At 67.5% G+C, this 24633-nt stretch carries 21 protein-coding genes and 1 tRNA gene; 13 read left to right on the top strand and 9 right to left on the bottom strand.

All coding sequences use genetic code 11. From position 1 onward, the window contains the following. Window positions 1-263 precede the first annotated feature (263 nt). The 3 genes from AC5P60_RS06670 (at window position 264) to AC5P60_RS06660 (ending at window position 3039) form a co-directional block, all read left to right on the top strand. The gene (locus AC5P60_RS06670) at window positions 264-1031 is read left to right on the top strand and encodes a hypothetical protein (protein WP_483693388.1); all 768 of its coding nucleotides are present in this window, start codon (window positions 264-266) and stop codon (window positions 1029-1031) included. Window positions 1032-1219: 188 nt separating this feature from the next. Then, window positions 1220-2158 carry a 2-dehydropantoate 2-reductase gene (gene panE / locus AC5P60_RS06665; protein ID WP_005411570.1) on the top strand — a complete coding sequence of 313 codons (939 nt, stop codon included), beginning with the start codon at window positions 1220-1222 and terminating at the stop codon, window positions 2156-2158. A gap of 50 nt (window positions 2159-2208) precedes the next feature. Beyond that, entirely contained in the window at window positions 2209-3039 is an 831-nt protein-coding gene (locus tag AC5P60_RS06660) for an NAD-dependent epimerase/dehydratase family protein (RefSeq protein ID WP_171968669.1), read from the top strand. A gap of 25 nt (window positions 3040-3064) precedes the next feature. Here AC5P60_RS06660 and AC5P60_RS06655 read toward each other — a convergent pair whose 3' ends face one another. Beyond that, window positions 3065-3862 (bottom strand): TatD family hydrolase, encoded by a 798-nt coding sequence (locus AC5P60_RS06655; protein WP_032966120.1) that lies wholly within the window; start codon window positions 3860-3862, stop codon window positions 3065-3067. Between the two features lie 67 nt (window positions 3863-3929). Here AC5P60_RS06655 and hrpB point away from each other — a divergent pair, with 67 nt between their 5' ends. Next, window positions 3930-6434 carry an ATP-dependent helicase HrpB gene (gene hrpB, locus AC5P60_RS06650; protein ID WP_005411573.1) on the top strand — a complete coding sequence of 835 codons (2505 nt, stop codon included), beginning with the start codon at window positions 3930-3932 and terminating at the stop codon, window positions 6432-6434. Window positions 6435-6645: 211 nt separating this feature from the next. After that, window positions 6646-7020: a hypothetical protein gene (locus AC5P60_RS06645; protein ID WP_005411574.1), complete on the top strand. Its 375-nt coding sequence runs from the start codon at window positions 6646-6648 to the stop codon at window positions 7018-7020. 60 nt (window positions 7021-7080) lie between these two features. Here AC5P60_RS06645 and AC5P60_RS06640 read toward each other — a convergent pair whose 3' ends face one another. The 3 genes from AC5P60_RS06640 to AC5P60_RS06630 form a co-directional block, all read right to left on the bottom strand. Next, window positions 7081-7620, bottom strand: coding sequence for a pseudouridine synthase (locus AC5P60_RS06640; RefSeq protein ID WP_019336761.1), 540 nt, complete (start codon window positions 7618-7620; stop codon window positions 7081-7083). Between the two features lie 64 nt (window positions 7621-7684). Continuing rightward, the gene (locus AC5P60_RS06635; RefSeq protein WP_483693389.1) at window positions 7685-7951 is read right to left on the bottom strand and encodes a hypothetical protein; all 267 of its coding nucleotides are present in this window, start codon (window positions 7949-7951) and stop codon (window positions 7685-7687) included. Window positions 7952-8046: 95 nt separating this feature from the next. After that, window positions 8047-8904, bottom strand: coding sequence for a class I SAM-dependent methyltransferase (locus AC5P60_RS06630; protein ID WP_483693390.1), 858 nt, complete (start codon window positions 8902-8904; stop codon window positions 8047-8049). 169 nt (window positions 8905-9073) lie between these two features. Between AC5P60_RS06630 and AC5P60_RS06625 the strand changes: the two genes are divergently transcribed. From AC5P60_RS06625 to AC5P60_RS06610, 4 genes are all read left to right on the top strand, one after another. Beyond that, a complete protein-coding gene (locus tag AC5P60_RS06625) occupies window positions 9074-10030 on the top strand; it encodes an aldo/keto reductase (RefSeq protein ID WP_049397671.1) in 957 nt (318 codons plus the stop codon). Window positions 10031-10679: 649 nt separating this feature from the next. Continuing rightward, window positions 10680-10753 (top strand) — tRNA-Thr (locus AC5P60_RS06620). A 357-nt stretch (window positions 10754-11110) separates the two neighbouring features. Further along, the gene (locus AC5P60_RS06615) at window positions 11111-12235 is read left to right on the top strand and encodes a slipin family protein (protein WP_495201716.1); all 1125 of its coding nucleotides are present in this window, start codon (window positions 11111-11113) and stop codon (window positions 12233-12235) included. A 56-nt stretch (window positions 12236-12291) separates the two neighbouring features. Then, window positions 12292-13512 (top strand): RtcB family protein, encoded by a 1221-nt coding sequence (locus AC5P60_RS06610; RefSeq protein WP_483693391.1) that lies wholly within the window; start codon window positions 12292-12294, stop codon window positions 13510-13512. 108 nt (window positions 13513-13620) lie between these two features. Here the strand turns inward: AC5P60_RS06610 and AC5P60_RS06605 are convergent, their stop codons facing one another. Both AC5P60_RS06605 and AC5P60_RS06600 read right to left on the bottom strand, forming a co-directional pair. After that, the gene (locus tag AC5P60_RS06605; protein ID WP_049451236.1) at window positions 13621-14526 is read right to left on the bottom strand and encodes an NAD(P)/FAD-dependent oxidoreductase; all 906 of its coding nucleotides are present in this window, start codon (window positions 14524-14526) and stop codon (window positions 13621-13623) included. After that, a complete protein-coding gene (locus AC5P60_RS06600) occupies window positions 14516-14971 on the bottom strand; it encodes an Rrf2 family transcriptional regulator (RefSeq protein WP_033833804.1) in 456 nt (151 codons plus the stop codon). Before AC5P60_RS06600 ends, AC5P60_RS06605 begins: the two co-directional genes overlap by 11 nt. Window positions 14972-15153: 182 nt before the next feature. Here AC5P60_RS06600 and AC5P60_RS06595 point away from each other — a divergent pair, with 182 nt between their 5' ends. Next, complete coding sequence (locus AC5P60_RS06595) at window positions 15154-17274, top strand: methyl-accepting chemotaxis protein (protein WP_088429916.1); 2121 nt, start codon at window positions 15154-15156, stop codon at window positions 17272-17274. An 83-nt stretch (window positions 17275-17357) separates the two neighbouring features. On the opposite strand, the gene AC5P60_RS06590 is transcribed toward AC5P60_RS06595, so the two are convergent. Continuing rightward, window positions 17358-18260 carry a LysR family transcriptional regulator gene (locus tag AC5P60_RS06590; RefSeq protein WP_033833806.1) on the bottom strand — a complete coding sequence of 301 codons (903 nt, stop codon included), beginning with the start codon at window positions 18258-18260 and terminating at the stop codon, window positions 17358-17360. A gap of 105 nt (window positions 18261-18365) precedes the next feature. Between AC5P60_RS06590 and AC5P60_RS06585 the strand changes: the two genes are divergently transcribed. Together AC5P60_RS06585 and dkgB are read left to right on the top strand one after the other, a co-directional pair. Then, a complete protein-coding gene (locus AC5P60_RS06585; protein ID WP_483693392.1) occupies window positions 18366-19580 on the top strand; it encodes an MFS transporter in 1215 nt (404 codons plus the stop codon). 114 nt (window positions 19581-19694) lie between these two features. Then, window positions 19695-20504, top strand: coding sequence for a 2,5-didehydrogluconate reductase DkgB (gene dkgB / locus AC5P60_RS06580; protein ID WP_483693393.1), 810 nt, complete (start codon window positions 19695-19697; stop codon window positions 20502-20504). Window positions 20505-20622: 118 nt separating this feature from the next. Here dkgB and AC5P60_RS06575 read toward each other — a convergent pair whose 3' ends face one another. Next, window positions 20623-21324, bottom strand: a complete 702-nt coding sequence (locus AC5P60_RS06575) for an alpha/beta fold hydrolase (protein ID WP_059035868.1) — start codon at window positions 21322-21324, stop codon at window positions 20623-20625. Window positions 21325-21455: 131 nt separating this feature from the next. Here AC5P60_RS06575 and AC5P60_RS06570 point away from each other — a divergent pair, with 131 nt between their 5' ends. After that, a complete protein-coding gene (locus AC5P60_RS06570; protein WP_483693394.1) occupies window positions 21456-21836 on the top strand; it encodes a YbjQ family protein in 381 nt (126 codons plus the stop codon). A 62-nt stretch (window positions 21837-21898) separates the two neighbouring features. Here the strand turns inward: AC5P60_RS06570 and AC5P60_RS06565 are convergent, their stop codons facing one another. Continuing rightward, on the bottom strand, window positions 21899-24619 hold the full coding sequence (locus AC5P60_RS06565; RefSeq protein ID WP_483693395.1) for a bifunctional acetate--CoA ligase family protein/GNAT family N-acetyltransferase: 2721 nt from the start codon (window positions 24617-24619) through the stop codon (window positions 21899-21901). Between the last annotated feature and the right edge of the window lie 14 nt (window positions 24620-24633).

Raw genomic sequence — 24633 nt, 5'->3', positions numbered from 1 at the left:
CGGCAAAAGCTGACTAGCCGGAGGATGGCGGGGTGCGTCCGGTTGCGGGGGACGCCGTAAACCCATCCTGGGGGCTTGGCCGCGGCATCCATGCCGCGGACACCCCCGCAACCGGACCCACCCCGCCTTCGACAGATTGCCGCTGCTGTTGGTGGGTGTCGACCTTGGTCGACACGATGGATCCACGCCATGCGTGGATGGAGCGTTCACGGTAAGGCCGACGCCCGGATCTTTTCGTTCGGGATTGCGGCTAGGCTGTGGCGATGAAGATCACTTCCATTCCATTGGACAAGGCCGTGTCGGACGGCCCCATCGATGCCTTCAGCCATGCGTTGCTGGGCGATTCGCCCACGCTGGATGAGGTGCTGGAATACCTGGCCTCGCGGCACGCGGCTGATCCCCGGTATCGCTACCTGTGCACGCTCGATGATGTCGGCCAATGCCGCTACACCAGCATGCATGCGTCCGACGACGCGCGCATCGCGCTGTACGAGGACGAAGATCCGGAAACCCCCGAAGATGCATTGGCGGCACGCGAGCGGTTGCTGGCGCATGTGGTCGCGCAGCTCGAGCATTCCTCTCATCGGCTGGAATGGAGCGCGCTGCCGGGCACGCTGATGTGCAGCGACGAGGACATCGAGGCGCTGGTCGCCGCCAATGCAACGCCGGACCTCATCGTCGACGAGGTGGTCTGCGTGCAACAGGTGCCGGTGGACCGCGATGACCTGCTGATCGCCGCCCTGCCCAACGGTTACTTCAGCGCGGACTGGGACATCTTCCAGAATCACGCCCTGATCCGGCACCTGCAGGAGCACCATGGCTACCGCCTGTTCGGGCTTGGCGCATCGTGGCTCGGCTTCCAGCGCGACAGCGCGCCGTCGCCTGCACAGGCAAATGCGTTGGTCGCGGACCTGCAGCGCGTCTACGCGGCCGGAACGCATGACACGTGGTCAAAACTGGCTGCAACCCTGGCCACCCGCACCACACTGCTGTTGGGCTACACCGAAGACTTCAGCGAACAACTGCCCTGAGCACCGCTCTACACGAGCGAGCGCAGCGAGCGACCCGCTTTCACTCTTGATCTGCTTTCCGTGGTGGCCGCACCCGGACCGCCCAACCAGGCACGGCTTGCGCTTCTTCGACCACGAGGGGTTCCGCCGTTGGCCGCAATCTCCGGCACAATCGCAGATCTGATTCCCCAGAAAGCGGTGAACGTGCAATGCGCATCCTGATCCTCGGCGCCGGCGGTACCGGCGGTTACTTCGGTGGTCGCCTGGCCCAGGCCGGCGTGGACGTGACCTTCCTCGTGCGCCCCGCGCGCGCCGCACAGCTGGACCGCGATGGCCTGGTCATCCGCAGCCCGCTCGGCGATGCCAGCTTCCCGGTGCAGCACGTCACCGCCGATGCGCTGCCCGCATTGGCCGCGCAGAAGCCGTTCGATCTGGTCATCCTCAGCTGCAAGGCCTACGACCTCGACAGCTCGATCGACGCCATTGCTCCAGCCGTGGGCGCGAACACCACCGTGCTGCCGATCCTCAACGGCCTGCACCACTACAACGCGCTGGACCTGCGCTTCGGCCGCGACGCCGTGCTCGGCGGCCTGTGCTTCATCAGCGCCACCAAGGCCCCCGACGGTGCGGTGCTGCACCTGGGCAAGCCGGCCAAGCTCACCTTCGGCGAACGCGATGGCGGCGCGGCGTCCGCACGCGTGCGTGCCTTCGCCGCTGCCTGCGCGCAGGCCCATCTTGATCACCTGGCGAGCGAACACATCGGCCAGGAACAGTGGATCAAGTACACCTTCCTGACCGCGCTGGCCGCTGCTACCTGCCTGCTTCGCGCGGATATCGGCACCATCGTCGCCACCGATGATGGCGAGGCGATCGTGCGCGGCCTGTACGACGAATGCCTGGCCGTGGCCGAAGCTGCCGGTGAGCCGATTCCCGATGCCGCGCAGGACACCGCACGCGGCACCCTCACCCAGGCCGGCTCTGCATTGAAGGCATCGATGTTGCGGGACCTGGAGGCTGGCCAGCAGGTCGAGGCCGAGCAGATCGTCGGCGACATGCTGGCGCGTGCACGCAAGGCCGATCAGGAAGCCCTGTTGCTGCAGGTCGCCTACAGCAGCCTGCAGGCCTACCAGGCACTGCGCGGCGCGTGAGCCTCCCGTTGCGGGCCAGCGCGCTGCCTACGCGGGTGCTGATCCTCGGTATGGGCTGGAGCGGATGCGTGCTGGCCACGCAGCTGCAGGCACGGGGAGTGCACGTCGTCGGCACGGTGCGTGACCCCTCGTCGGCGCCGGACGATGGCCTGCTGCGGCATCAGCTGCACGCTGACACTCCACCGTCGCCCGCCCTGCTCGATGAGGTCGCGCAGGCCGAGGCCGTGCTGTGCAGCGTGCCGCCAGATGCCGCGGGCGACCCGGCACTGCGCCTGCTGCTGCCGGCTCTGCGGGCCAGCCCGGCACTGCGCTGGGTGGGCTATCTGTCGTCCACGTCGGTGTATGCCGATCGGGCCGGCGGCTGGGTTGACGAGCACAGCGCAGCCGATGCCACCGAAGCAGCCGGCGTGCAGCGCCTGCGTGCCGAAGCGCAATGGCGTGCGCTTGCAGAGGTACGTGGCATCGCTTCGGCGGTGTTCCGCCTGCCCGGCCTGTACGGGCCGGGGCGCAATGCGTTGCTGCAGCTGTCACAGGGCCGTGCCCGCCATGTGATTCGGCCGGGCCTGGCGTTCAACCGCCTGCACGTAGAGGATCTTGCGGCAGTGATCGTCGCGGCGATGCAGCGACCGGTTGCGCAGGGGATATACCTGCCCAGCGATGACGAGCCGGCACCACCGCAGGATGTGCTGGCCTTCGCCGCGAAGCTGGGCGGGTTTGCGATGCCACCTGCCGTGGCGTGGGACGACCCTGCACTCAGCCCGACGCTACGGCGCTTCTACGAGAGCAACAAGCGCATCGACAGCCGTGGCACGCGTGAAGCGCTGGCGTGGCAGCCGCGCTTCCCCAGCTACCGTGAGGGCCTGCGCGACCTGCTCCGGTAGTGCCGGCCAGCGGCCGGCACTACCGTCAACCCGCGTCGGGCAGGCGGAAGAACGCACGCGTGGCGGCAGTGGCATTGGCCGCCGTCACGGCCACGTCCTCGCCCCGGTCACGTGCCAGTTCTTCCGCGATATGCGAGAGGAACATCGGTTCGTTGCGGCGGTCCTTCGGCATCGGCTTCAGCGTGCGTGGCAACAGGTAGGGCGCATCGGTCTCGATCATCAGGCGGTTGGCCGGGATGTTCTTCACCAGTTCGCGCAGGTGCGCGCCACGGCGCTCGTCGCACAGCCAGCCGGTGATGCCGATGTACCAGTCCTGGTCCAGGTAGTCGAACAGCTCGTCGCGTTCGCCGGTGAAGCAATGCACCACCGCCGGGCCGATGCGACCTTCGAAGTTCTTCATCTGTGCCATGAAATCGGCATGCGCGTCGCGCTGGTGCAGGAACAGCGGCTTGCCATTGTCCGCGGCCAGCTGCAACTGGCGCTCGAAGGCACGGTGCTGCGCCGGGCGCGGCGAGAAGTCACGGAAGTAGTCCAGCCCGCACTCACCCACCGCCACCACTTCCGGGTGGTCATGCAGCGCGCGCATCTCGGCATCACATTCCTCGGTGTACTCCACCGCATGATGCGGGTGCACGCCGGCGGTCGCATACAGGAAGCCCGGGTGCTGCTGCGCCAGCTGCACGGCCAGCGGCGAGTGCTCGCGGCTGGCACCGGTGATGACCATCTGCACCACGCCGGCCTGCCGTGCGCGGTCCAGCACGGCATCGCGGTCGCGGTCGAAGGAGTCGTGGGTCAGGTTGGCGCCGATATCGATCAGGTGCATGGTCATCGCGGGGGAAAAGTGCCCGCGCATTGTACCTGCGGCCGCCATGGCCCCTTATCCTTTGCCCATGAATGCCCCGCTCTTCCCGATTTCCCCGCTGCTGCCGCAGATCCAGCAGCACCTGGCCGTGCAGCCACGGCTGGTGCTGGAAGCCCCGCCCGGCGCCGGCAAGACCACCCAGGTACCACTGGCCCTGCTCGAAGCACCATGGCTGCAAGGCCGGAAAATCATCCTGCTGGAGCCGCGCCGGGTCGCCGCACGCAGCGCCGCGCTGTTCATGGCACGGCAGCTGGGCGAAGAGGTCGGCGGCACGGTCGGCTACCGCATCCGCTTCGAGAACAAGGTCTCGGCACGCACCCGCATTGAAGTCGTCACCGAAGGCATCCTGACCCGCATGCTGCAGGACGACCCGATGCTGGAAGAAGTCGGTGCGATCCTGTTCGACGAATTCCACGAGCGCCATCTCAGCGGTGACCTCGGCCTGGCGCTGGCGCTGGACGTGCAGGCGCAGCTGCGCGATGACCTGCGCCTGGTAGTGATGTCGGCCACGCTGGATGGTGAGCGCCTGGCACGCTTCCTCGATGCGCCGCGGCTGAGCAGCGAGGGCCGCAGCTACCCGGTGACGGTCAGCCATTTCCCGGCGCGCCGCGATGAGACGCTGGAACTGCAGGTGCGCCGCGCGGTGCAGCAGGCCCTGGCCGATCACCCCGGTGACCTGCTGGTGTTCCTGCCCGGCCAGCGCGAGATCGCGCGGGTGCAGGCTGGACTGCAGGAATCGCTGGATGCCGGCGTCGAAGTACTGGCCCTGCATGGTGAGCTGCCGGTGGAACAGCAGGCGCGCGTGCTGCAGGCCGCCAGCGATGGCCGCCGCCGCGTGGTGCTGGCCACCAACGTGGCCGAGTCGTCGGTGACCCTGCCCGGCGTGCGCGTGGTGATCGACAGCGGCCAGGCACGCGAACCGCGCTACGACCCCAACAGCGGCTTCACCCGGCTGGACGTGGTGTCCATCGCCCAGGCGTCGGCCGACCAGCGCGCCGGTCGCGCCGGTCGCGTGGCCGAAGGCGTGGCCTGGCGGCTGTGGCCGCAGTCGCAGCGATTGGAGCCGCAGCGCCGCGCCGAGATCGACCAGGTGGAACTGGCCGGACTGGCACTGGAACTGGCCGCCTGGGGCAGCAGCGACCTGCGCTTCCTCGATCCGCCACCTGCCGGCCCGATGGGCGCCGCCCGCGAACTGCTGCAGCGGTTGGGCGCATTGTCCAGCAGTGGTGCGATCACCGCACTCGGCCGCCGCGTACTGGCGCTGGGTACGCACCCACGGATGGCGGCGATGCTGCTGGCCGCGCCCGATACACGTTCGCAGGCACTGGCCGCCGATCTGGCCGCGCTGCTGGAAGCGCGCGATCCGCTGCGCCAGGGCGGTGACGCGCTGGCGAGCCGCTGGCGCGCACTGGCCGCGTTCCGCAATGGCCGCACACCGGGCGATGCCAACCGCAGCGGGCTGGCCGCCATCGATGCCGCCGCCAAGCAGTGGCGTCGCCGCCTGCGCTGCGAAGCCACGCCGCCGGCCAGCATCGAGGCCCATGAGCTGGGTGACCTGCTCGCTCACGCCTTCCCTGATCGGATCGGCTTCCAGCATCCCGGCGATCCACTGCGTTACCTGCTGGCCAATGGGCGCAGCGCGCGCCTGCACGAGCTGAGCGACCTGCGTGGCGAACCGTGGCTGGTGGCCAGCGAGCTTCGCTTTGAGGCACGCGATGCGCTGCTGCTGCGTGCCGCACCGGTGGACGAAGGCCAATTGCGCAGGGCGTGGCCGGAGCGCTTCGTCACCGAAGACGTGGTGCGCTGGGACAGCGAGCGCCGCGCCCTGGTGGCCCTGCGCGAGACCCGTTTCGACCGGATCGTGTTGGACAGCCGCTCGGCCGGCCGGGTCGATCCGCAGCACGCCGCGCAGGCACTGACCGATGCGGTGGCCGAGCTCGGCCTGCAGGCGCTGCCGTGGACCGAAGGCCTGCGCCAGTGGCAGGCACGGGTGGAATCGCTGCGCCGCTGGATGCCCGAGCTTGGCCTGCCCGACTGCAGCGACGACGCCCTGCTGGCCAACCGTGCGCAGTGGCTGCAGCCCGCGTTCGCCGGCAAGACGCGACTGGATGCGCTGGACGAATCCAGCTTTGGCGAAGCGCTGAAATCGCCACTGGAGTGGTCACAACGGCAGCTGGTCGAGCGTCATGCGCCGACCCGCATTACCGTGCCGTCCGGACTGGAGCGGCCGATCACCTATGCGCTGGACAGCGAGAGCGGCGATCCGCTGCCGCCGGTGCTGGCGGTGAAGCTGCAGGAACTGTTCGGCCTGGCCGACACGCCGCGCATCGCCGATGGCCGCGTGCCGCTGACCCTGCACCTGCTCTCCCCCGGTGGCCGCCCGCTGCAGGTCACCCAGGACCTGCGCAACTTCTGGGAAAGCACCTACGCCGAAGTGAAAAAGGAGATGAAGGGCCGTTACCCGCGCCACCCATGGCCGGATGATCCGTGGACGGCGACGGCCACGCACCGGGCCAAGCCGCGCGGAACCTGACGGGCGGGGTCGGATCCCATTGCATCGCGATGGGCTCTGAACCCAGGCGTGGCGCTGGGGTCAGAGCCGTTTCCCAACGGAAAGGGATCCGACCCACCCTGCCTGATCCTGAATGGCTACGCTAAAGTCACACCGCCTGCGTCCCCGACTGACATACCGTTTACGGGCAACACGCGACACTGGACTTCGACCCGAGGCAAAGGACCCCCGCATGAGCAAGCTGACCGTAATCACCGACCGCGCTCTGGAGCGCGCCCTGGAGCTGGCCCACACCGCCGGCGATGGCCTGAAGAGCGCCGGTGGCAGCCTGCGCAACGCGGACTGGATCAAGACCGGCGCCGCCCTCGGCGCAGTGAAGACCGGCGGCAAGGTCGCCACCAAGTTCGCCCGCCGCAACCCGGCCGTGACCATTGCCGCGGCTGCCGTCGGCGTCGGCCTGCTCGGCTATGCGCTGTACCGCAAGCAGCAGAAGAAGAAGGCTGCCAATGGCCACGTGGTGAATGGGCAGGCGCAGCGCATCAACGCACGCGACCGCCGCAACGACACCGTGGTGGACGAGCACAGCGATATCGGCAGCGACGCCTGAGATCGTCGGCCACTGTCAGGGCCGGGGTCCTTCCGCAGGAAGGGCTCCGGCCTTTTCATTTCAGCCAATCTGCCGCCACTGCCCCGGCTGCAGGTCGTCCAGCCGGTAGGGTCCCATCGACACGCGGACCAGCCGCAGCGTCGGCAGGTTCACCGCGGCGGTCATCCGCCGCACCTGGCGGTTGCGGCCCTCGCGGATCGTGATCGCCAGCCAGGCATCGGGCACGGTCTTGCGGAAGCGCACCGGCGGATCGCGTGTCCACAGCGACGGCGCCGGATCGAGGCGCTCGATCTTCGCCGGCAAGGTCGGCCCGTCATTCAGCTCCACCCCATCGCGCAGCCGTTGCAGCTGCTCATCGCTGGGCGTGCCTTCCACCTGCACCCAGTAGGTCTTGTCGGCCTTGTGCCTGGGGTCGGTCAGCTTGTGCGCCAGCGTACCGTTATCCGTCAGCAGCAGCAGGCCTTCGCTGTCATGGTCCAGGCGACCGGCGGCATACACGCGCGGCGGCAGGCCGAACCCGGCCAGCGTCGGCCGCGGCGGTACGCTGCGGTCGGTGAACTGGCAGAGCACGTTGAAGGGCTTGTTGAAGGCGATCAGCATTGCGGGCACGGCAGTCGGCGGGTGGGGCATTGTCCCATTCCCGCATCGCCGCCGCGATCACCACTCAGCCGAAGACCTTCCTTTCCATCAACAGCGCAACGAGCACCACCACGGCGCCGCACGTGGCGGCAGCGTTGGCGCGATACCGTAGCCGCGCTACCGGTGGGCAGGCCCTGCGCGCACGTTCGTCCCACAGGCAACCCACGAGCAGCACCGCAAAACCTGCCGCCGCCACGAGATCATGCACGTGACCCGCATGGAACACGAAGTCGTACAACCGCGGCAGCGCCATCAATGCGAAGGCGGAGTACAGCACTTTCTTCAACAGCACACTCCATTGGTGGCAGCGCCGGGCATTGCCCGGCCGCTACCCATTCCGCCCGACACCGCGCTGCGCGCTCACCAGGCACGGCCCGGCGCCCCCCTTTACGGCTTGATGAAGCGCAGGGTCATGCGGTCGCTTTCGCCGATCGCCTGGTACTTCGCATCATCGGCCTTGTCGTGCTGGTTGGTCGGCGGCAGCGTCCACACGCCGTTCGGGTGGTCCTTGGTGTCGCGCGGGTTGGCGTTGACCTCGCTGCGCGCGTCCAACCTGAAGCCGGCGGCCTCGGCCATCGCGATCACCTGCTGCTGGCCGACATAGCCGGTGTCATCGTCGTCGGCCACGTCGGCCTTGGCGCGGTGCTCGACCACGCCCAGCACGCCGCCCGGCTTGAGCACGTTGAAGAAGCCCTGGAACATGCCCTGCGCCTGGCCGGCCTTGCGCCAGTTGTGCACGTTGCGGAAGGTCAGCACCACATCGGCTGAACCGGCCGGGCCGAACACCGGCTTGGCCGGATCGTAGGCGACCACGGCAGTCTTGCCGAACTGTGCCGGTGCAGCGGCGTACTTCTTTTCCAGGCTGTCGCGGCTGCGCTGCTGGTAGTCGCGTCCACGGCCTTCGGGCACCGCCATCGGATCGACCACCGCAGCAACGTAGTGGCCCTTGTCGTGCAGCAGCGGCGCCAGGATCTCCGAGTACCAGCCGTTGCCGGGGGTGATCTCGATGACGGTCTTTCCCGGCGTCACCTTGAAGAACGACAGCGTCTGCGCCGGGTGGCGGAAGCCGTCGCGCTTGACGTTGTTGGCATCACGGGTGGGTGCCTTCACCGCCGCGTCGATGGCCGGCGACACCTGGATCTTCGCCGGCGCCACCGTGGCCGGTGCGGCGAACGCGGGAACAGCGGCAAACAGGGCCGAAGCAAGCAGCAGGCGGCAACCACGCAGGGACGAAGCAGGCATCATCGGAGCGACTCCAGCGGAAGATGCGGCGAGACTAGCAGCCGCGGCGTCCCAGGTGTTCACAAAACGTTAGCTGCGTGCGTATCGCGGAACACTGTTTTGTGGTCGCCGCCGCAGCACGGTCACACTACGCGTTTTATTCTGGAGCACTTCCCCCAAGGAGTCCGTGCCCATGACGGCAACCCGCGAACTGGGCCGTTCCGGCCTGCATGTACGTCCGCTCGCCTTCGGTGGCAATGTGTTCGGCTGGAGCGCCGATGAGAAGGCCAGCTTCGCCCTGCTCGATGCCTTCGTCGACGCCGGCTTCAATCTGGTCGACACCGCCGATGTGTATTCGGCCTGGGTGCCGGGCAATGCCGGCGGCGAATCGGAGACGCTGATCGGCAAGTGGTTTGCCCGCAGCGGCAAGCGCGACAAGGTGGTGCTGGCGACCAAGGTGGCCAAGTGGGCCGAGCGCCCCGGCCTGACCCCGGACAACATCAATGCGGCGGTCGAGGATTCGCTGCGCCGCCTGCAGACCGACGTGATCGATCTGTACCAGGCCCACGAGGATGACGAGTCGACGCCGCTGGAAGCGACCCTGGCTGCATTCGGCCGGTTGATCGAAGCTGGCAAGGTGCGTGCGATCGGTGCTTCCAACTACAGCGCCACGCGCCTGGCCGATGCGCTGAAGGTGTCCACCGACTACAAGCTGCCGCGTTACGAAACCCTGCAGCCGGAGTACAACCTGTATGACCGCGCCGGCTACGAAAAGGAACTGGAACCGCTGGTGCAGCGCGAACAGATCGGCGTGATCGGCTACTACGCGCTGGCCAGTGGCTTCCTCAGCGGCAAGTACCGCACGCCGGCCGATGCGGCCAAGAGCCCGGCGCGTGGCGAGAACGTGGTGAAGCGCTATCTGAATCCGCGTGGCCTGCGCATCCTGCAGGCACTGGATGACGTGGCCAGCAAGCACAACGCCAGTGCCGCGCAGATCGCACTGGCATGGCAGATCGCACGGCCGTCGATCACCGCGCCGATCGTCAGCGCCACCAGCGTCGAGCAGCTGCACGATCTGCTGGCGGCGGCCAACGTGTCGCTGAGCGTGCACGATGTCGCGCAGCTGGATGCCGCCAGCGCCGAAGCGTGAGGGCCGGTAGTGCCGGCCGCTGGCCGGCATTGCACACATACCGCAGAAAATAATTGAACAAAATGGTTGCGCACGACTAAATCGTGGTTTATCGTGCGCACCTCGTTTCAACAACCACTGGAAACTTCCCTTGAACGCGCATTCCGTCGCCATCGCCAAACTGCTGCCATGCCTGCGCATGGACGGGCCGGCGCGCGCGTTCGGCAAGGAAGACCAGCTGACAACGGCCTGATACCCGCCCTGCGGAGATCGGCCACCCCGATCTCCGAGGCCTGACGACGCCCTCGGAACGCAAGTCCCGGGGGCGTTTTCGTTTGCGTCGACACAAGGACCCGCGATGCCAGAACTGCACCCCGCGCGGCGACCCGCCGCTCACTGACCCAGGCTTTTCCCGCCCCGCCGAAGGATTTACTTCGCGCGACTGGCAGCGCCTGGACATTATCTGCATCGCATCAGAACATTATCGCTCGCCGATAATGTCGGTGGCCTGCACCCTCGATTATCCAACGGTCCCGTTTCAACCACGGGCTGGTGCGCGCGGCGTTGCCGTGGCGTATGCCGGAGGTCGCGGACATGCCATCGCCTGGATCGCCTGCTGGAGGCAGGCACCGGTTCGCCGGTACGCGGTTCGATTCCGCGCGGTCCCCAACTGGATAGCTCAGCTTGGTCAGAGCAACGGATCCGTAATCCGTCTGTCGTGGGTTCGATTCCCACTCCAAACCACATGACCTGTCACGTCATGACTTGAAGCAACACCCGGGGCGCAAGCCCCAGCGGCCATCGTCGCCGTCCACGGACATCGCCTTCGGGCAGGAACGTGGAAGGCAACGGACCGCACGCCGGGCCCCGGCCCGCCGCCACTGCCAGCCACGTTCCGCACCGGTGCTGTCTGCCGGGAACGACGATGGCAGCACTGCCGGCGCATCGAAGGCTCCGCGCGCGGACCGTCCGCCGATGGCCGCCCTCTTCCGCTGCCTGCACGTGATGTGCAGGCAGCCTCGCCACGACCGGATCGACCCGGGTCATGGCGATTCATCCGCAACGGGTCGAACCACCAGAGCCATACAAGGAGAGACTCCCATGTTCCGGACCATCAAGGTCGTGATCGGCGACGGCGAGCGCGGCCTGGTGTATCGCAACCGTCGTTTCCAGCAGATCCTGCTGCCGGGCATGCACCGCCTGTCGCCGTTCGGCGGCCGGCCGCACGTGGACATCCACACTGCATCGAAGGGCGCGGCCTACACTGGCAGCGACCAGGACAGCCTGATCGAAGCGCTGGGCGCACAGCTTGACACGCACTTCGTGCTGGCCAACGTCGGCGCCAGCGAGGTCGGCCTGTTGCTGCGCAACGGCCGCATCGATGAAGTGCTGCCGCCGGGCAGCCGCCGTCTGTACTGGCGCGGTTCGGTCGATACCCAGGTGCAGGTAATGGCGTTGGGTGACGAGCCGCGCATTCCGGCCGACGTGCAGCAGCGGCTGGGTCAATTGGGCGTGCTGCCGCGTGTGGCGGTGATCAGCACGGTGCCGAGCGAGTCGGTCGGCCTGCTGTTCATCGATGGCACGCTGCGGCAGACGCTGGACGCCGGCCTGCACGCGTTCTGGAACTTCAACGGCAACGTGTCGGTGGAGCGTGTGGAACTGCGTGCACGTTCACTGGACGTGTCCGGCCAGGAACTGCTCAGCCGCGACAAGGTGACCCTGCGGGTGAACCTGGCCGCGACCGTGCAGGTGGTCGACCCGGTGCGTGCGCACCGCACGCTCAGCAATGCCGATGAGTTCGTCTACCGGCAGCTGCAGTTCGGCCTGCGCCAGGCAATTGCCGCGCGCAGCCTGGACGAGCTGCTGGGTGACAAGGCGGCACTGGACGGCGAGATCGCTGCGCATGTGCAGGCGGCGATCGAAGGCCACGGCGTGCGCTTGCTCGGCGTCGGCATCAAGGACGTGATCCTGCCGGGCGAGATGAAGGAGATCCTCAACGGCGTGGTGCTGGCCGAAAAGCAGGCCCAGGCCAGCGTGATCCGTCGCCGCGAGGAGGCCAACGCCACGCGTTCGCAGCTCAACACTGCAAAGCTGATCGAGGACAACCCGGTGCTGATGCGCTTGAAGGAGCTGGAGGCACTGGAGAAGGTCACCGAGAAGATCGACACGCTCACCGTGTTCGGCGGCCTGGATGGCGTGCTGAAGCAGCTGGTGACGATCAGGTAGGGGGTAGCGGTGGCGCAGGGACGCGCCGCCGGCCCATCAAGGACATTAAAGAAGACATGGACACTCAACAGAACTATCAATGGCTGCATGCCGAGGGCACCACGCCGATCAAGGGCTGGGTCAACGGTGTGCCGCTGGAAGTGCAGGCGCATGAGCAGCTGCGCAACATCGCTGCGATCCCGTTCGTCGGGCCGTGGGTGGCCGTGATGCCGGACGTGCACCTGGGCAAGGGCGCGACCGTAGGTTCGGTGATCCCAACCCGCGGGGCGATCATCCCGGCCGCGGTCGGCGTCGACATCGGCTGCGGCATGGCGGCGGTGCGTACCACGCTGCGCGCCGATGACCTGCCCGATGACCTGCGGCAGCTGCGCAACAGCATCGAGCGCAGCATCCCGGTCGGCAATGGCCGTGGCGGCGAACATCACCGCATGCCCGACAGCATCCACACCCGGCTGGTGCAGTCCGGGCTGGCCGCCGGCCTGGAGAAGATCAAGGACAGGCACCGCAGGATCCGCACCGACAAGCTCGACCGCCAGCTGGGCACGCTGGGTGGCGGCAATCACTTCATCGAACTGTGCCTGGACGAGACGGACACGGTGTGGGTGATGCTGCACAGCGGCTCACGCGGTACCGGCAACCTGATCGGCACCTACTTCATCGAGAAGGCGCGCGAGGAACTGGCCCGGCGCGTGCTGGGCTTCCACCTGCCGGACAAGGACCTGGCGTTCTTCATGGAAGGCGAGCCGCTGTTCGATGACTACGTCGAAGCGGTGTCGTGGGCGCAGGACTACGCCCGGCAGAACCGCGAGGCGATGATGTCGCGCGTGCTGGCCGAGATGCGCCACCGGCTGCCGAAGTTCCAGCTGGCAGCGATGGCGGTGAACTGCCACCACAACTACGTGCAGAAGGAGATGCACAACGGCCAGGAACTGCTGGTGACGCGCAAGGGCGCGGTCAGCGCGCGTGAGGGCGAGCTGGGCATCATTCCCGGCAGCATGGGCACGCGCAGCTACATCGTGCGCGGCAAGGGCAACGCGGACAGCTTCCACAGCTGCAGCCACGGCGCCGGCCGGGTGATGAGCCGTGGCACGGCGCGCCAGCAGATCACGCTGGCCCAGCACCGCGAGGCCACCGCGCATGTGGAATGCCGCAAGGACAGCGGCGTGCTGGACGAGTCACCGGCCGCGTACAAGTCGATCGACGATGTGATGGCCGCGCAGCTCGACCTCGTCGACGTGGTGCACACGCTGCGCCAGGTGCTGTGCGTGAAGGGGTAATGGAGCGGTGCCGACCAAGGTCGGCACCGCTCCCGATTGCAGTAGAACCACGCCATGCGTGGATGGAACAGCGCCGACCAAGGTCGGCATCTACCGGAGCACGCGCGTTCAGCGCGGCACGCTGTCTTCGGCCACCAGCGCATGGTGCACGCCGATGCCCGCGCGCACGCCTTCGGCCATGGCCAGGGTGATGTTGCCCACCGTGGTCGCATCGCCTGCGGCATACACGTTCGGCACCGAGGTGTGCTTCATCGCATCGACCTCGATCAGCACGCCCAGCGGGCTCTCGACCAACGTGCAACCCAGCTGCTGCACCAATGGCGTGGCCATCGCCTGGGTGGCCGGCACGAACAACGCACGCTGGGCGATTCGGCGGCCGTCGGCCAGCTCCACTTCCAGCCAGGTCGGCTGGTCGCCCTGCACGCCCAGCACGGGTGACGTCTCGATCTGCACGCCGCGCTGCTGCATGGCGGCGCGTTCCTCATCCGTGATGTCCAGTCCCATGCTGAAGAACGTGACATTGCCCCAGTCCGCGAACAGCGGCGCCTTGCTGGCGGACATCGGATGACCGCCAAGCAGGCCAATGGCACCACCACCCACTTCATAGCCATGACAGTACGGGCAGTGCAGCACGGTGCTGCCCCAGCGCTCGGCGAGGCCCGGCAACGCCGGCAACTGGTCGGCAATACCGCTGGCGAGCAGCAGCTTGCGCGCGGCCAGCACCTGGCCATCGGCGGTACGCACTTCCACGCCTTCGGCGCGGGCGGTGGCCTGCACGGCTTCGGCATGCACCCAACGCACCGTGGGGTAGTCCAGCAGCTGCTGGCGCGCGGTCTTCAGCAGCTCGGCGCCACTGATGCCATCCAGCCCGAGCACCCCGTGCGAATGACTGGCGAAACGGTTGCGCGGCGAACCGGCGTCGATGACGGTGACCGGGCGACGGGCACGGGCCAGGATCAGGCCGGCGGCAATGCCGGCATAGCTGCCGCCGACGATGAGCACATCAGGATTCATGGTGACCTTCCAGGGAACGGTGATGGGCAAGATGGCGGGCGAAGTCGGCGCCGAGCTGGTCCAGGGTGGTCGCCTGCAAGCGTTGTTCGAGCAGGCGCTGCGCCTCGCGTGCACCCTCGAGCAGGGCGCTGTTGACCAGCTGCTGGATCGGGCAGCCACCGCCGGAGTCGCGTGCGCCGACCTGGACCAGCGGTGGTGCGCCCACCGCCAGGTAGATGTCATGCAGGGTGATCGCCGCGGCATCGCGTGCCAGCAGGCTGCCGCCGCCGTGGCCGCGGGTGCTGCGCACCAGGCCGGCCTTGTGCAGCTGCGCCAGCAGGCGACGGATCACCACCGGATGCGTCGGCAGGCAGGACGCCAGCTGCTCGGACGTGCGCGGGGCGGCATGGCCGACCAGATGCGCCATCACATGCAGGGCGTCGGACAGTGGATTCGCGGATTTCATGTAACAACAATAGTTACATTTAAATTCTCTGTCGAGAGTCTTCTTTCGTTCCATATGGACACATTTGTCCTATGAAACACCCCCTTCACATCACTAAACGAAACGGTAATGTGATGAGCGTCGCACTTCAGACGCGAGGGGACAGGTCGATACCGCATTGCCCCTTCCCGAGAGTCCCTTCCATGAAAGCGTCTGTCCGTGCTCCGCGCCTGCAGTCCAAGCTGCTCGGCGCGGTTTCCGTTGGTCTGGCCGTGGTCCTGCTGTGCGCATTGGCGGGCCTGGCCTCCGCCTGGTTGAAGTTGTCCACCGAGGTTCCACCCGAAGTCGCGCACAGCCGCGACGCCGAACGCCTGCAGCGCGAGTTCCGCGGCCAGGTGCAGGAATGGAAGAACGTGCTGCTGCGCGGCCACGACGACGCGCTGCGCCAGCGCCATCTGGACGCCTTCGACAGCGAGGGCCGCCTGGTCGAGCAGCTGGCCAGGGGCCTCATAGCCAGCCCGGACATACGCACGCGCGAACTGGCACAGTCCTTCATCGGCCTGCACACGCAGCTGCAGAAGGACTACCACGCCGCCCTGCAAGCGTTTGCGGAAGCCGGCTACGATCCCGCCGCCGGCGACAATCTGGTGCGTGGCAAGGACCGCCCGGTGGCGACCGCACTGGATGCGCTGAGCACGCATGCCACGCAGGTGGCCGAAGCAACCGTAGCGGCGCGGTCGCAGCAGGCGCGGCAGACCCTGCTGCTGTGCGCGGCGCTGACCGTGCTGGCCGCCGTGTTGCTGCTGATGGGCCTGGCCTGGTGGCTGCGGCGCGCGGTGGTGCAGCCGGTGCTGGCGGTGGAAGCCGCTGCGCGTGCCGTGGCCGCCGGTGATCTGCAGCACGTGGTGCAGGTGCGCAGCCGCGACGAGATCGGTCGCCTCGCGCAGGCGATGCAGGCGGTGCAGTCCACGCTGCGCGGCGTACTGGACGCACAGGCGTCGATGGCGCAGGCGCATGACGCCGGCACCATCAGCCATCGCATGGATGCCAGTGCGTTCCCGGGCGCGTTCGGCACCATGGTGGCCGACTGCAACACGCTGGTTGACGCGCACATCCAGGTGAAGATGCGCGCGATCTCGATCATGGGCCGCTATGCCGTCGGTGACCTCAGCCAGGACATGGAACGCCTGCCCGGCGAAAAGGCCGTGATCACCAACGCATTGGATACGGCCAAGGCCAATCTCGGCATGATCAACGGCGAGATCCGCCGCCTGGCCGAAGCCGCCGCCGCCGGTGACTTCAGCCAGCGCGGCGACAGCGCACGCTTCGAGCATGATTTCCGCGCAATGGTCGACGGCTTGAACCGATTGATGCAGACCACCGAACTGAACCTCGGCGAGGTCTCCAGCATGCTGCGCGCGATTGCCGATGGCCGCCTCGGCGCGCGCATGCACGGTGATTTCCAGGGCGTGTTCGCGCGTATCGCCGGCGACGCCAACACCACCGCTACGCAGCTGGCAACCATCGTCACCGACATCAAGCACGCCTCCGGCAACATCCACACGGCGGCGGCGGAGATCGCCGCCGGCAACAACGATCTGTCGCGCCGTACCGAACAGCAGGCCGCCAACCTGGAAGAGACGGCGGCATCGATGGAGGAACTGACCTCCACCGTGCGCCAGAACGCCGAGCATGCGCGCCAGGCCAACCAGCTGGCGATCGGCGCGCACACCGTTGCCTCTCACGGCGGCAGCGTGGTCGGCCAGGTGGTGACGACGATGGGCGCGATCGAAACCTCGTCGCGGCAGATCGCCGAGATCATCAGCGTGATCGACGGCATCGCCTTCCAGACCAACATCCTGGCGCTGAACGCCGCGGTGGAAGCGGCACGCGCCGGCGAGCAGGGCCGCGGCTTCGCGGTGGTTGCCAGCGAAGTGCGCACCCTGGCACAGCGTTCGGCGGCAGCCGCGAAGGAGATCAAGGCGTTGATCGAAGCGTCGGTGGAACAGGTCGGCCACGGTGCACGGCGCGTGCGCGAGGCCGGTGACACCATGGCCGAGATCGTGGCGTCGGTGCAGCGCGTCACCGACATCATGGCCGAGATCTCCGCCGCCTCGCAGGAGCAGAGCGCGGGCATCGAACAGGTCAGCCAGACCGTGATCCAGATGGACGGCACCACCCAGCAGAATGCCGCGCTGGTGGAGGAAGCCAGCGCCGCCGCGCGCAGCCTGGAGCAGCAGGCGAACCGGTTGATCGACGCGGTGGATGTGTTCGATCTGTCGACCACCGCCGCAGCGAAGGACGCGCTGGCGCGCGCGGCCTGATTGATCCGGTTGCCGGCCAGCGGCCGGCACTACCCCGCGATGAACGGTAGTGCCGGCCGCTGGCCGGCAACCCCACCACGACCTCAGCGCAGGTAATCGCTCCGCGCCATCGCTTCAGCCAGGTAATCCAGGAACGAGCTGATCCGCGCCGACACCGCCGTGTTGCGGTAATACACCGCGTGGATCGGCTGGTACACATCCAGCGTCTGCGTCGCCAGCACCGGCACCAAAGTGCCGGTGGCGCGGTCGCGGTCGGTCACGAAGTCGGACAGGCAGGTGATGCCCACGCCTTCCACCGCCAGTCGGCGTAGTGTTTCGCCGCTGGACACCGCGATATCCGGACGCACCCGCAGCAGGCCATCGGCATCGCCCGGCAGCGGCCAGTGATTCAACGATTCCGGTTCGTTGAAGCTGAGCAGGGTGTGCTGGCCCAGCGCGGCGACGCTGGCCGGTTCGCCGTGTGCCGCCAGGTAGGCCGGACTGGCCACCAGCCGCAGCTGGCAGCGACCCAACGGCCGCGCATGCAGGGTGGAGTCGGCCAGCGGCCCGATCCGGATCGCCAGGTCGGTGCGCCGTTCCAGCAGGTCGATGTAGCGCTCGGAGCTGTTCAACTCCAGCTGCACCTCCGGGTAGCGCGCGCGGTACCCGGCCACCAGCGGCGCGATCACGTGCAGCACGAACGGCATCGCCGCATCCACGCGCAGGCGCCCGGCCGGGCGCTCGCGGCGGGCGGCCATCTGTTCCTCGGCGGACTCCACCGCATCGATGATCGCCCGTGCATGGCGCAGATAGGCCTCGCCCTCTGCGGTCAGGTGCAGGCGGCGGGTGGTACGGGTCAACAGGGTGGTGCCGAGCTTGTCTTCCAGCCGCCCCAGCGCCCGGCTCACGCCCGACGGCGTCTGCCCCAGCTGTTCGGCGGCAGCACTGATCGACCCGCTGTCTATCACCGCGAGGAAGGCCTGCATTTCATCGAGAGTGGTCTTCATGCCGCCATTATTGACTGGACGGCAATAGTGATTGGCGTGAAGACCGGTTTTTCGGCAAAGGTGCGCCGCGCACACTGCGCGCCTTCCTTCCCTCCGGAGCCGGTCATGATCCGTGGCATTCCCCTCGCCCTGCTGGCGCTGACCCTCGGTGCCTTCGCCATCGGCACCACCGAGTTCGTCATCGTCGGCCTGATTCCCACCATTGCCGCCGACCTTCAGGTCAGCCTGCCCTCGGCCGGCCTGCTGGTCTCGCTGTATGCCCTCGGCGTGGCCATCGGTGCGCCGGTGCTGACCGCGCTCACCGGCCGCGTACCGCGCAAGTCGCTGCTGGTGGCGCTGATGGTGCTGTTCACCCTCGGCAACGTCATCGCCTTCCTGGCGCCGGGCTACACCTCGCTGATCGTCGCCCGCATCCTCACCGGCCTCGCCCACGGTGTGTTCTTCTCGATCGGTTCGATCATCGCCACCGCGGTGGTGCCGAAGGAGAAGGCCGCCAGCGCGATCGCCATCATGTTCACCGGCCTCACCGTGGCGCTGGTGACCGGTGTACCGCTGGGCACCTTCATCGGCCAGCACCTGGGCTGGCGCGCCACCTTCCTGGCGGTGGCCGCGCTGGGCGTGATCGCCCTGCTCGGCGCGCTGCTGTTCGTGCCGCGCAGCGTGCCGCAGAGTGCGCCGGCCAGCTTCCGCCAGCAGCTGGCCGTACTCGCCCAACCCCGCCTGCTGCTGGTCTATGCGATAACCGCGCTGGGCTACGGCGGCACCTTCCTGGCCTTCACCTATCTGGCGCCGATCCTGCAGGACGTCACTGGTTTCTCGGCAAACGCAGTCAGCCTGGTGCTGCTGGTGTACGGCGTGTCGGTGGCGATCGGCAACCTGTGGGGCGGGCGCATGGCCGACCGCATGGGCCCGGTGCCCGCACTGAAGCGCATCTTCGCCCTGTTGGCCGTCGTGCTGTTCGTGCTCACCTTCACCGCCTACAACACCTGGCTGATGCTGCTGACGGTACTGGCACTGGGTGCGGTGGCGTTCGGCAACGTGCCCGGCCTGCAGGTGTATGTGGTCAAGCAGGCGCAGCGCTATGCGCCGCAGGCCACCGACGTGGCCTCGGGGCTGAACATCGCCGCCTTCAACATCGGCATCGCGCTGGGCGCCTCGCTCGGCGGCCTGGTGGTGGAGAACATCGGCCTGATGCACACGCCGTGGCTGGGCGCGCTGGTGGTGGTGGGTGCGTATGCATTGACCGTGCTCAGCGGCCGACTGGACCGCCGCGACGGCATCGATGACCGCGCCGATGGCATCGCCGTGGCCACGCATTGAGATAGGTCATGCCCTGCCGGTACGGTGGTGCAATGCACCGTTGCCGGCACGCATGCGGCCACTGGCCTACCCTTTGCTGGATATTCGCATCCCTCCCCTTTGCTGGAGCTCCCCATGACTGTCCCCGCCTTCGGTCTCGGCACCTTCCGCCTGAAAGACCAGACCGTGATCGACTCGGTGCGCAACGCGCTGGATGTCGGCTACCGCGCCATCGATACCGCGCAGATCTACGGCAATGAAGCCGAGGTCGGCCAGGCCATCGCCGATTCCGGCGTGCCGCGCGAAGAGATCTACCTGACCACCAAGGTCTGGATCACCGCGTTCAAGCGGGAAGCGCTGCTGGCCAGCCTGCATACCAGTCTGGAAAAGCTGCGTACCGGTCATGTGGACCTGACGCTGATCCACTGGCCGTCGCCGAACGACAAGGTCGACGTGCCGATGGAGGAGTACCTGCCGGCGCTGGCCGAGGCCAAGGCACAGGGCCTGACGAAGGCGATCGGCATCTCCAACTTCACCATCGCCCAGACCCGCAAGGCCATCGAGATCCTTGGCGCCGATGCCATCGCCACCAACCAGATTGAGATGCATCCCTACCTGCAGAACCGCCTGCTGGTGAAGTTCCTGCAGGACAACGGCATTCACGTCACCGCCTACATGAGCCTGGCCTATGGCGAGGTGATCAAGGACCCGGTGATCCAGGCCATTGCCGGCCGCCACCAGGCCACTCCGGCGCAGATCGCGCTGGCCTGGGCGCTGCAGCAGGGCTTCTCGGTGATCCCGTCGTCGACCAAGCGCGAGAACCTGTCGAGCAACCTGGAAGCGGCAGCGATCCGCCTGACCGACGAAGACATGGCGCAGATCGCCAAGCTGGACCGTGGCCATCGCCTGGCGAATCCGGAAGGGATTGCACCCGCCTGGGATTGATCCCACTGCGGTTACGGCTCGGAATCGGTAGGGTCCGCCCTTGGTCGGCACTGACCTCTGATGGATCATTGAAACACCGTGCGGACCAAGGTCCGCACCCACCGAAAGCGGATTTGGCCTACTCCTGCAGCAACCACCCGCGCATTGCCGCACTGACCTCATCCGGCTTTTCCATCGGTGCCAGGTGCCCGCAGTCCGGCACCACCACCAGCTGCGAGTGCGGCACCAGGGCGTGCATTTCCTCGCTGACCGCGAGTGGCGTAATGCGGTCGTTGGCGCCACATACGATCAGCAGCGGATCGCGGTAGCCAGCCAGCACGTCATGGCCGTCACGGCGTTCCAGCGCACTCTGGCGCAGGAACACGTCCGCGCCCAGGCGGGCGGTCATGTCACGCACACGTTGCACCAGCACGTAATCATCCAGCCGCGAGGCATCGATGTAGCTGCGCATCAGCACATCGCCGAAGCCATGGAACTTTCCGGGCAGGCGCACGCTGGCCCGTTGGCTGCGGCGCTGTTCGGCACGTTCCGGTGAATCGGCGTGGATCGAGGTATCGACCAGCGCCAGCTGCAGCACACGCTCGGGCGCGATGCGCAGGATCTGCTGGGCGACGAAGCCACCCAGCGAGAAACCGGCGAGGGCGAAGCGTTCCGGCGCCTGCGCCAGCACGTCCTCGGCCACCGCCTGCAGGGTCTCGCCGCGAGTCTGGTCGCCTACCGTGCAATCGGCGATGTCGGCCAGATCGGCCAACTGCGCGCGCCACAGTTCGGCATCGTTGAGCAGGCCAGGCAGCAGCAGCAGGGGGATACGGTCGGTCATGCGGGTATTGTCGCGCCGGTGCGGTGGCAAGGACATGCCGTGGCTGGCCCTGTGCGTTGCAGAACCGGCCCAGCAGCACGACGACACGCTAGGATGCAGCCCTCGACCCTACCCGTTCCAAGGATGCGGCCATGGCAGACCCCTACAACAGCGGCAACCCGACGACCTCGCTGGCACGTTTCGACGATGCGCTGGTCACCACCGCCTTCGAGCTGCCCGGCCATCGCGTGGTTCGCAACCTGGGCGTTGTGCGCGGCATCACCGTGCGCTCGCGCTCGATCGTCGGCAATTTCCTCGGCGGCATCCAGACCCTGTTCGGTGGCAACATCACCATCTACACCGAGCTGTGCGAACAGGCCCGCGAGGAAACCTACCGCGACATGGTCAAGCACGCGCGGCAGCTGGGCGCCAACGCGATCATCGGCATGCGCTACGACGCCACCGATGTGATGACCGGGCTGACCGAAGTGCTGTGCTACGGCACGGCAGTGGTGGTGGAACCGATGCGATAGCCTGGTCGTAGTGTCGAGCTTGCTCGACTGCTTTCGATGGCAACAGTCGAGCGAGCTCGACTCTACAGCGGTGCCGCCGGCACCTCGACCTGCTGCACCGGCAGGGTCACCATCATCACCGTCGGGTCATCCGGGTCCAGCTTCGTCTTGAAGCCCAGGCTCTGGCACATCGCCAGCATGGTGCTGTTCTCGCGCAGCACTTGGCCTTCGACCACGTCCAGGCCCAGCCACTTGGCGTACTCGATCATGATTGCCATCAGCCGCCAGCCGATGCCGTGTCCCTTCAGGTCCGAGCGGATCAGGATACCGTACTCACCGCGGTGGTAATCGGCATCGGCGTGCAGGCGCACCGCGCCAAGCATTTCGCCACTGCGCGGTTCGATCGCCACCAGTGCGATCGAGCGTGCGTAGTCGAGCTGGGTCAGGCGCGCGATGAACTCGTGGCTGAAGTGCTTCACCGACTGGAAGAAACGCAGGCGCAGGTCCTCGTCGCTGACGCGGGCGAAGAACGCACGGAACAGCGCGTCGTCCTCCGGCCGCACCGGACGCACGAAGGCGCGGCCGCCATCGGACAGTTCGATGGTGCGCTCCCACTCCTTCGGGTACGGGAACACCGAAAAACGCGGATGACCACGGCCCTTGTGCAGGATGCGCGACGGCGCCACCGCCACACGTGCGTCGAGGGCGAGGATGCCTTTGCCGTCGACCAGCAACGGATTGATGTCCAGCGTGCGCACTTCGGGGATGTCGGCAGCCAGTTGTGCCAGCTTGACCAGCGCCAACGCCAGTGCGCGCTCGTCGGCGGCAGGCACATCGCCATAGGCCTTTAGGATGCGCGAGGCGCGGGTCTGGCCGATCAGCTCATGGGCCAGGCGCAGATCCAGCGGCGGCAGCGCCAACGCCTTGTCATTGATCACTTCGACCGCGGTACCGCCCCGACCGACCACGATCACCGGGCCGAACGTCGCGTCATCGGCAATGCCGACGATCAACTCGCGCGCCTTCGGGCGAACGATGGTCGGCTGCACCAGCAGGCCATCGATGCGCGCAGCCGGCCGCAGCTGGCGTGCGCGCGACAGGATCGCGTTGGCCGCGCTCTGCACCGCCGGCAGGGTGGACAGGTTCAGGCGCACGCCGTCCACTTCCGACTTGTGCGGAATGTCCGGCGACAGGATCTTCAGCGCCACGCTGGCGCCACGCTCCAGCAACGGCTGCGCCAGGTCCATTGCCTCGTGCGCATCGCGCGCGTGCATCACCGGCGCGGAGGGAATGCCGTAGGCCTTGAGCAGTTCGTGGGTGGCCAACGGGTCCAGCCATTGCTGGCCGTTGGCCAATGCCGCATCGACCAGCGCGCGTGCGGCCGCCGCGTCGACACTGAAGTCCTGCGGCAGGCTGGGCGGTGTTTCCATCAGCGCGTTCTGCGCTTCGCGGTAACGCACCAGATGCTGGAAGCCGCGCACCGCTTCGGCCTCGGTCGGATAGGTCGGCACCCGTGCCGCGTTGAGCGTGGCGGTGGCCTGGTCATCGTTACCCAGCCACACCGCGAATACCGGCTTGTCGCGGTGATGGCGCGGGCGCAGTCCGAGCGTGCGGGTAAGCGCCTGTGCGGCGTCTGCGGATGAAGTGAATGCGGTCGGCACGTTGACCACCATCACCGCATCATTCTCGTTGTCAGCCAGCAGCGCCTCGATGGCGGCGGCATAGCGGTCACCATCGGCGTCGACCACGATGTCGACCGGGTTGCTGCGCGACCAGCCCTGCGGCAGCACGGCGTCGAGTTTCTCGACCGTGCTGTCGGACAGGTTGGCCAGCGTGCCACGCAGTGCAATGAGCTGGTCCACGGCCAGGCGGCCGACACCGCCACCATTGCTGAGAATGGCCAGGCGACGACCGGGGAAGGTCCCCAACCGGCCCAGCGATTCGGCGGCCGTGAACAGTTCGTCCAGCGCGCCCACGCGCAGCAGGCCGGCGCGGTTGAACGCGGCGCCATACACGTCGTCGGCGCGGGCCAGGGCCTGCACATGGGTATCGCGGCTGCCCGGCTGCACGCGCTCGGCGCGGCCGGACTTCACCACCACTACCGGCTTGGCGCGGGCGGCGGCACGCGCGGCCGACATGAACTTGCGCGCATCCTTGATCTGCTCGACGTAGAGCAGGATGGCGCGGGTGCGGTAGTCGGTGGCGAAGTAGTCGAGCAGGTCACCGAAGTCGACGTCCATCGTGTCGCCCAGCGAGACCACCGCGGAAAACCCGACCGAGCGGGCCACGCCCCACTCCACCAGCGCGGCGGCAATGGCCGAGGATTCGGAGATCAACGCAAGATCACCGGCCTGCGGGAAGTGCGCGGCGATGCTGGCATTGAGCCGTGCGTGCGGTGCAATCACACCCAGGCAGTGTGGGCCGAGGATGCGCAGGCCATGCTTGCGCGCCACCGCCTCCACCTGCGCCGACAGCGAGCCCGGGCCTTCACCCAGGTGCGCGGTGAGGATGATTGCCGCCTGCACGCCGCGTTCGGCAGCGGTGCGCACCACCTGCGGCACGATCGACGCCGGCGCGGTGATCACCACCAGATCCGGCACCCAGTCCAGGTCCTTCAGCCGCTTCACGGTGCGGATGCCATCAATTTCGGCATGCCGCGGGTTGATCCACGCCACCTTGCCGGGGAAGCCGGTGCCGCGCAGGTTGCGCATCACCGCACGTCCGGCCGAGCGCTGACGCGGGCTGCCGCCGATCACCGCGACCGACTGCGGACGGAACACGGACTGCAGGTGGTAGGTACTCATGCGCCTACGGTAAC

The sequence above is a fragment of the Stenotrophomonas sp. YJH_SMC_120 genome (assembly GCF_059368675.1).
The sequence above is the reverse complement of the archived record's forward strand: the minus strand, read 5'-3'. Positions and strand labels throughout refer to the sequence as shown.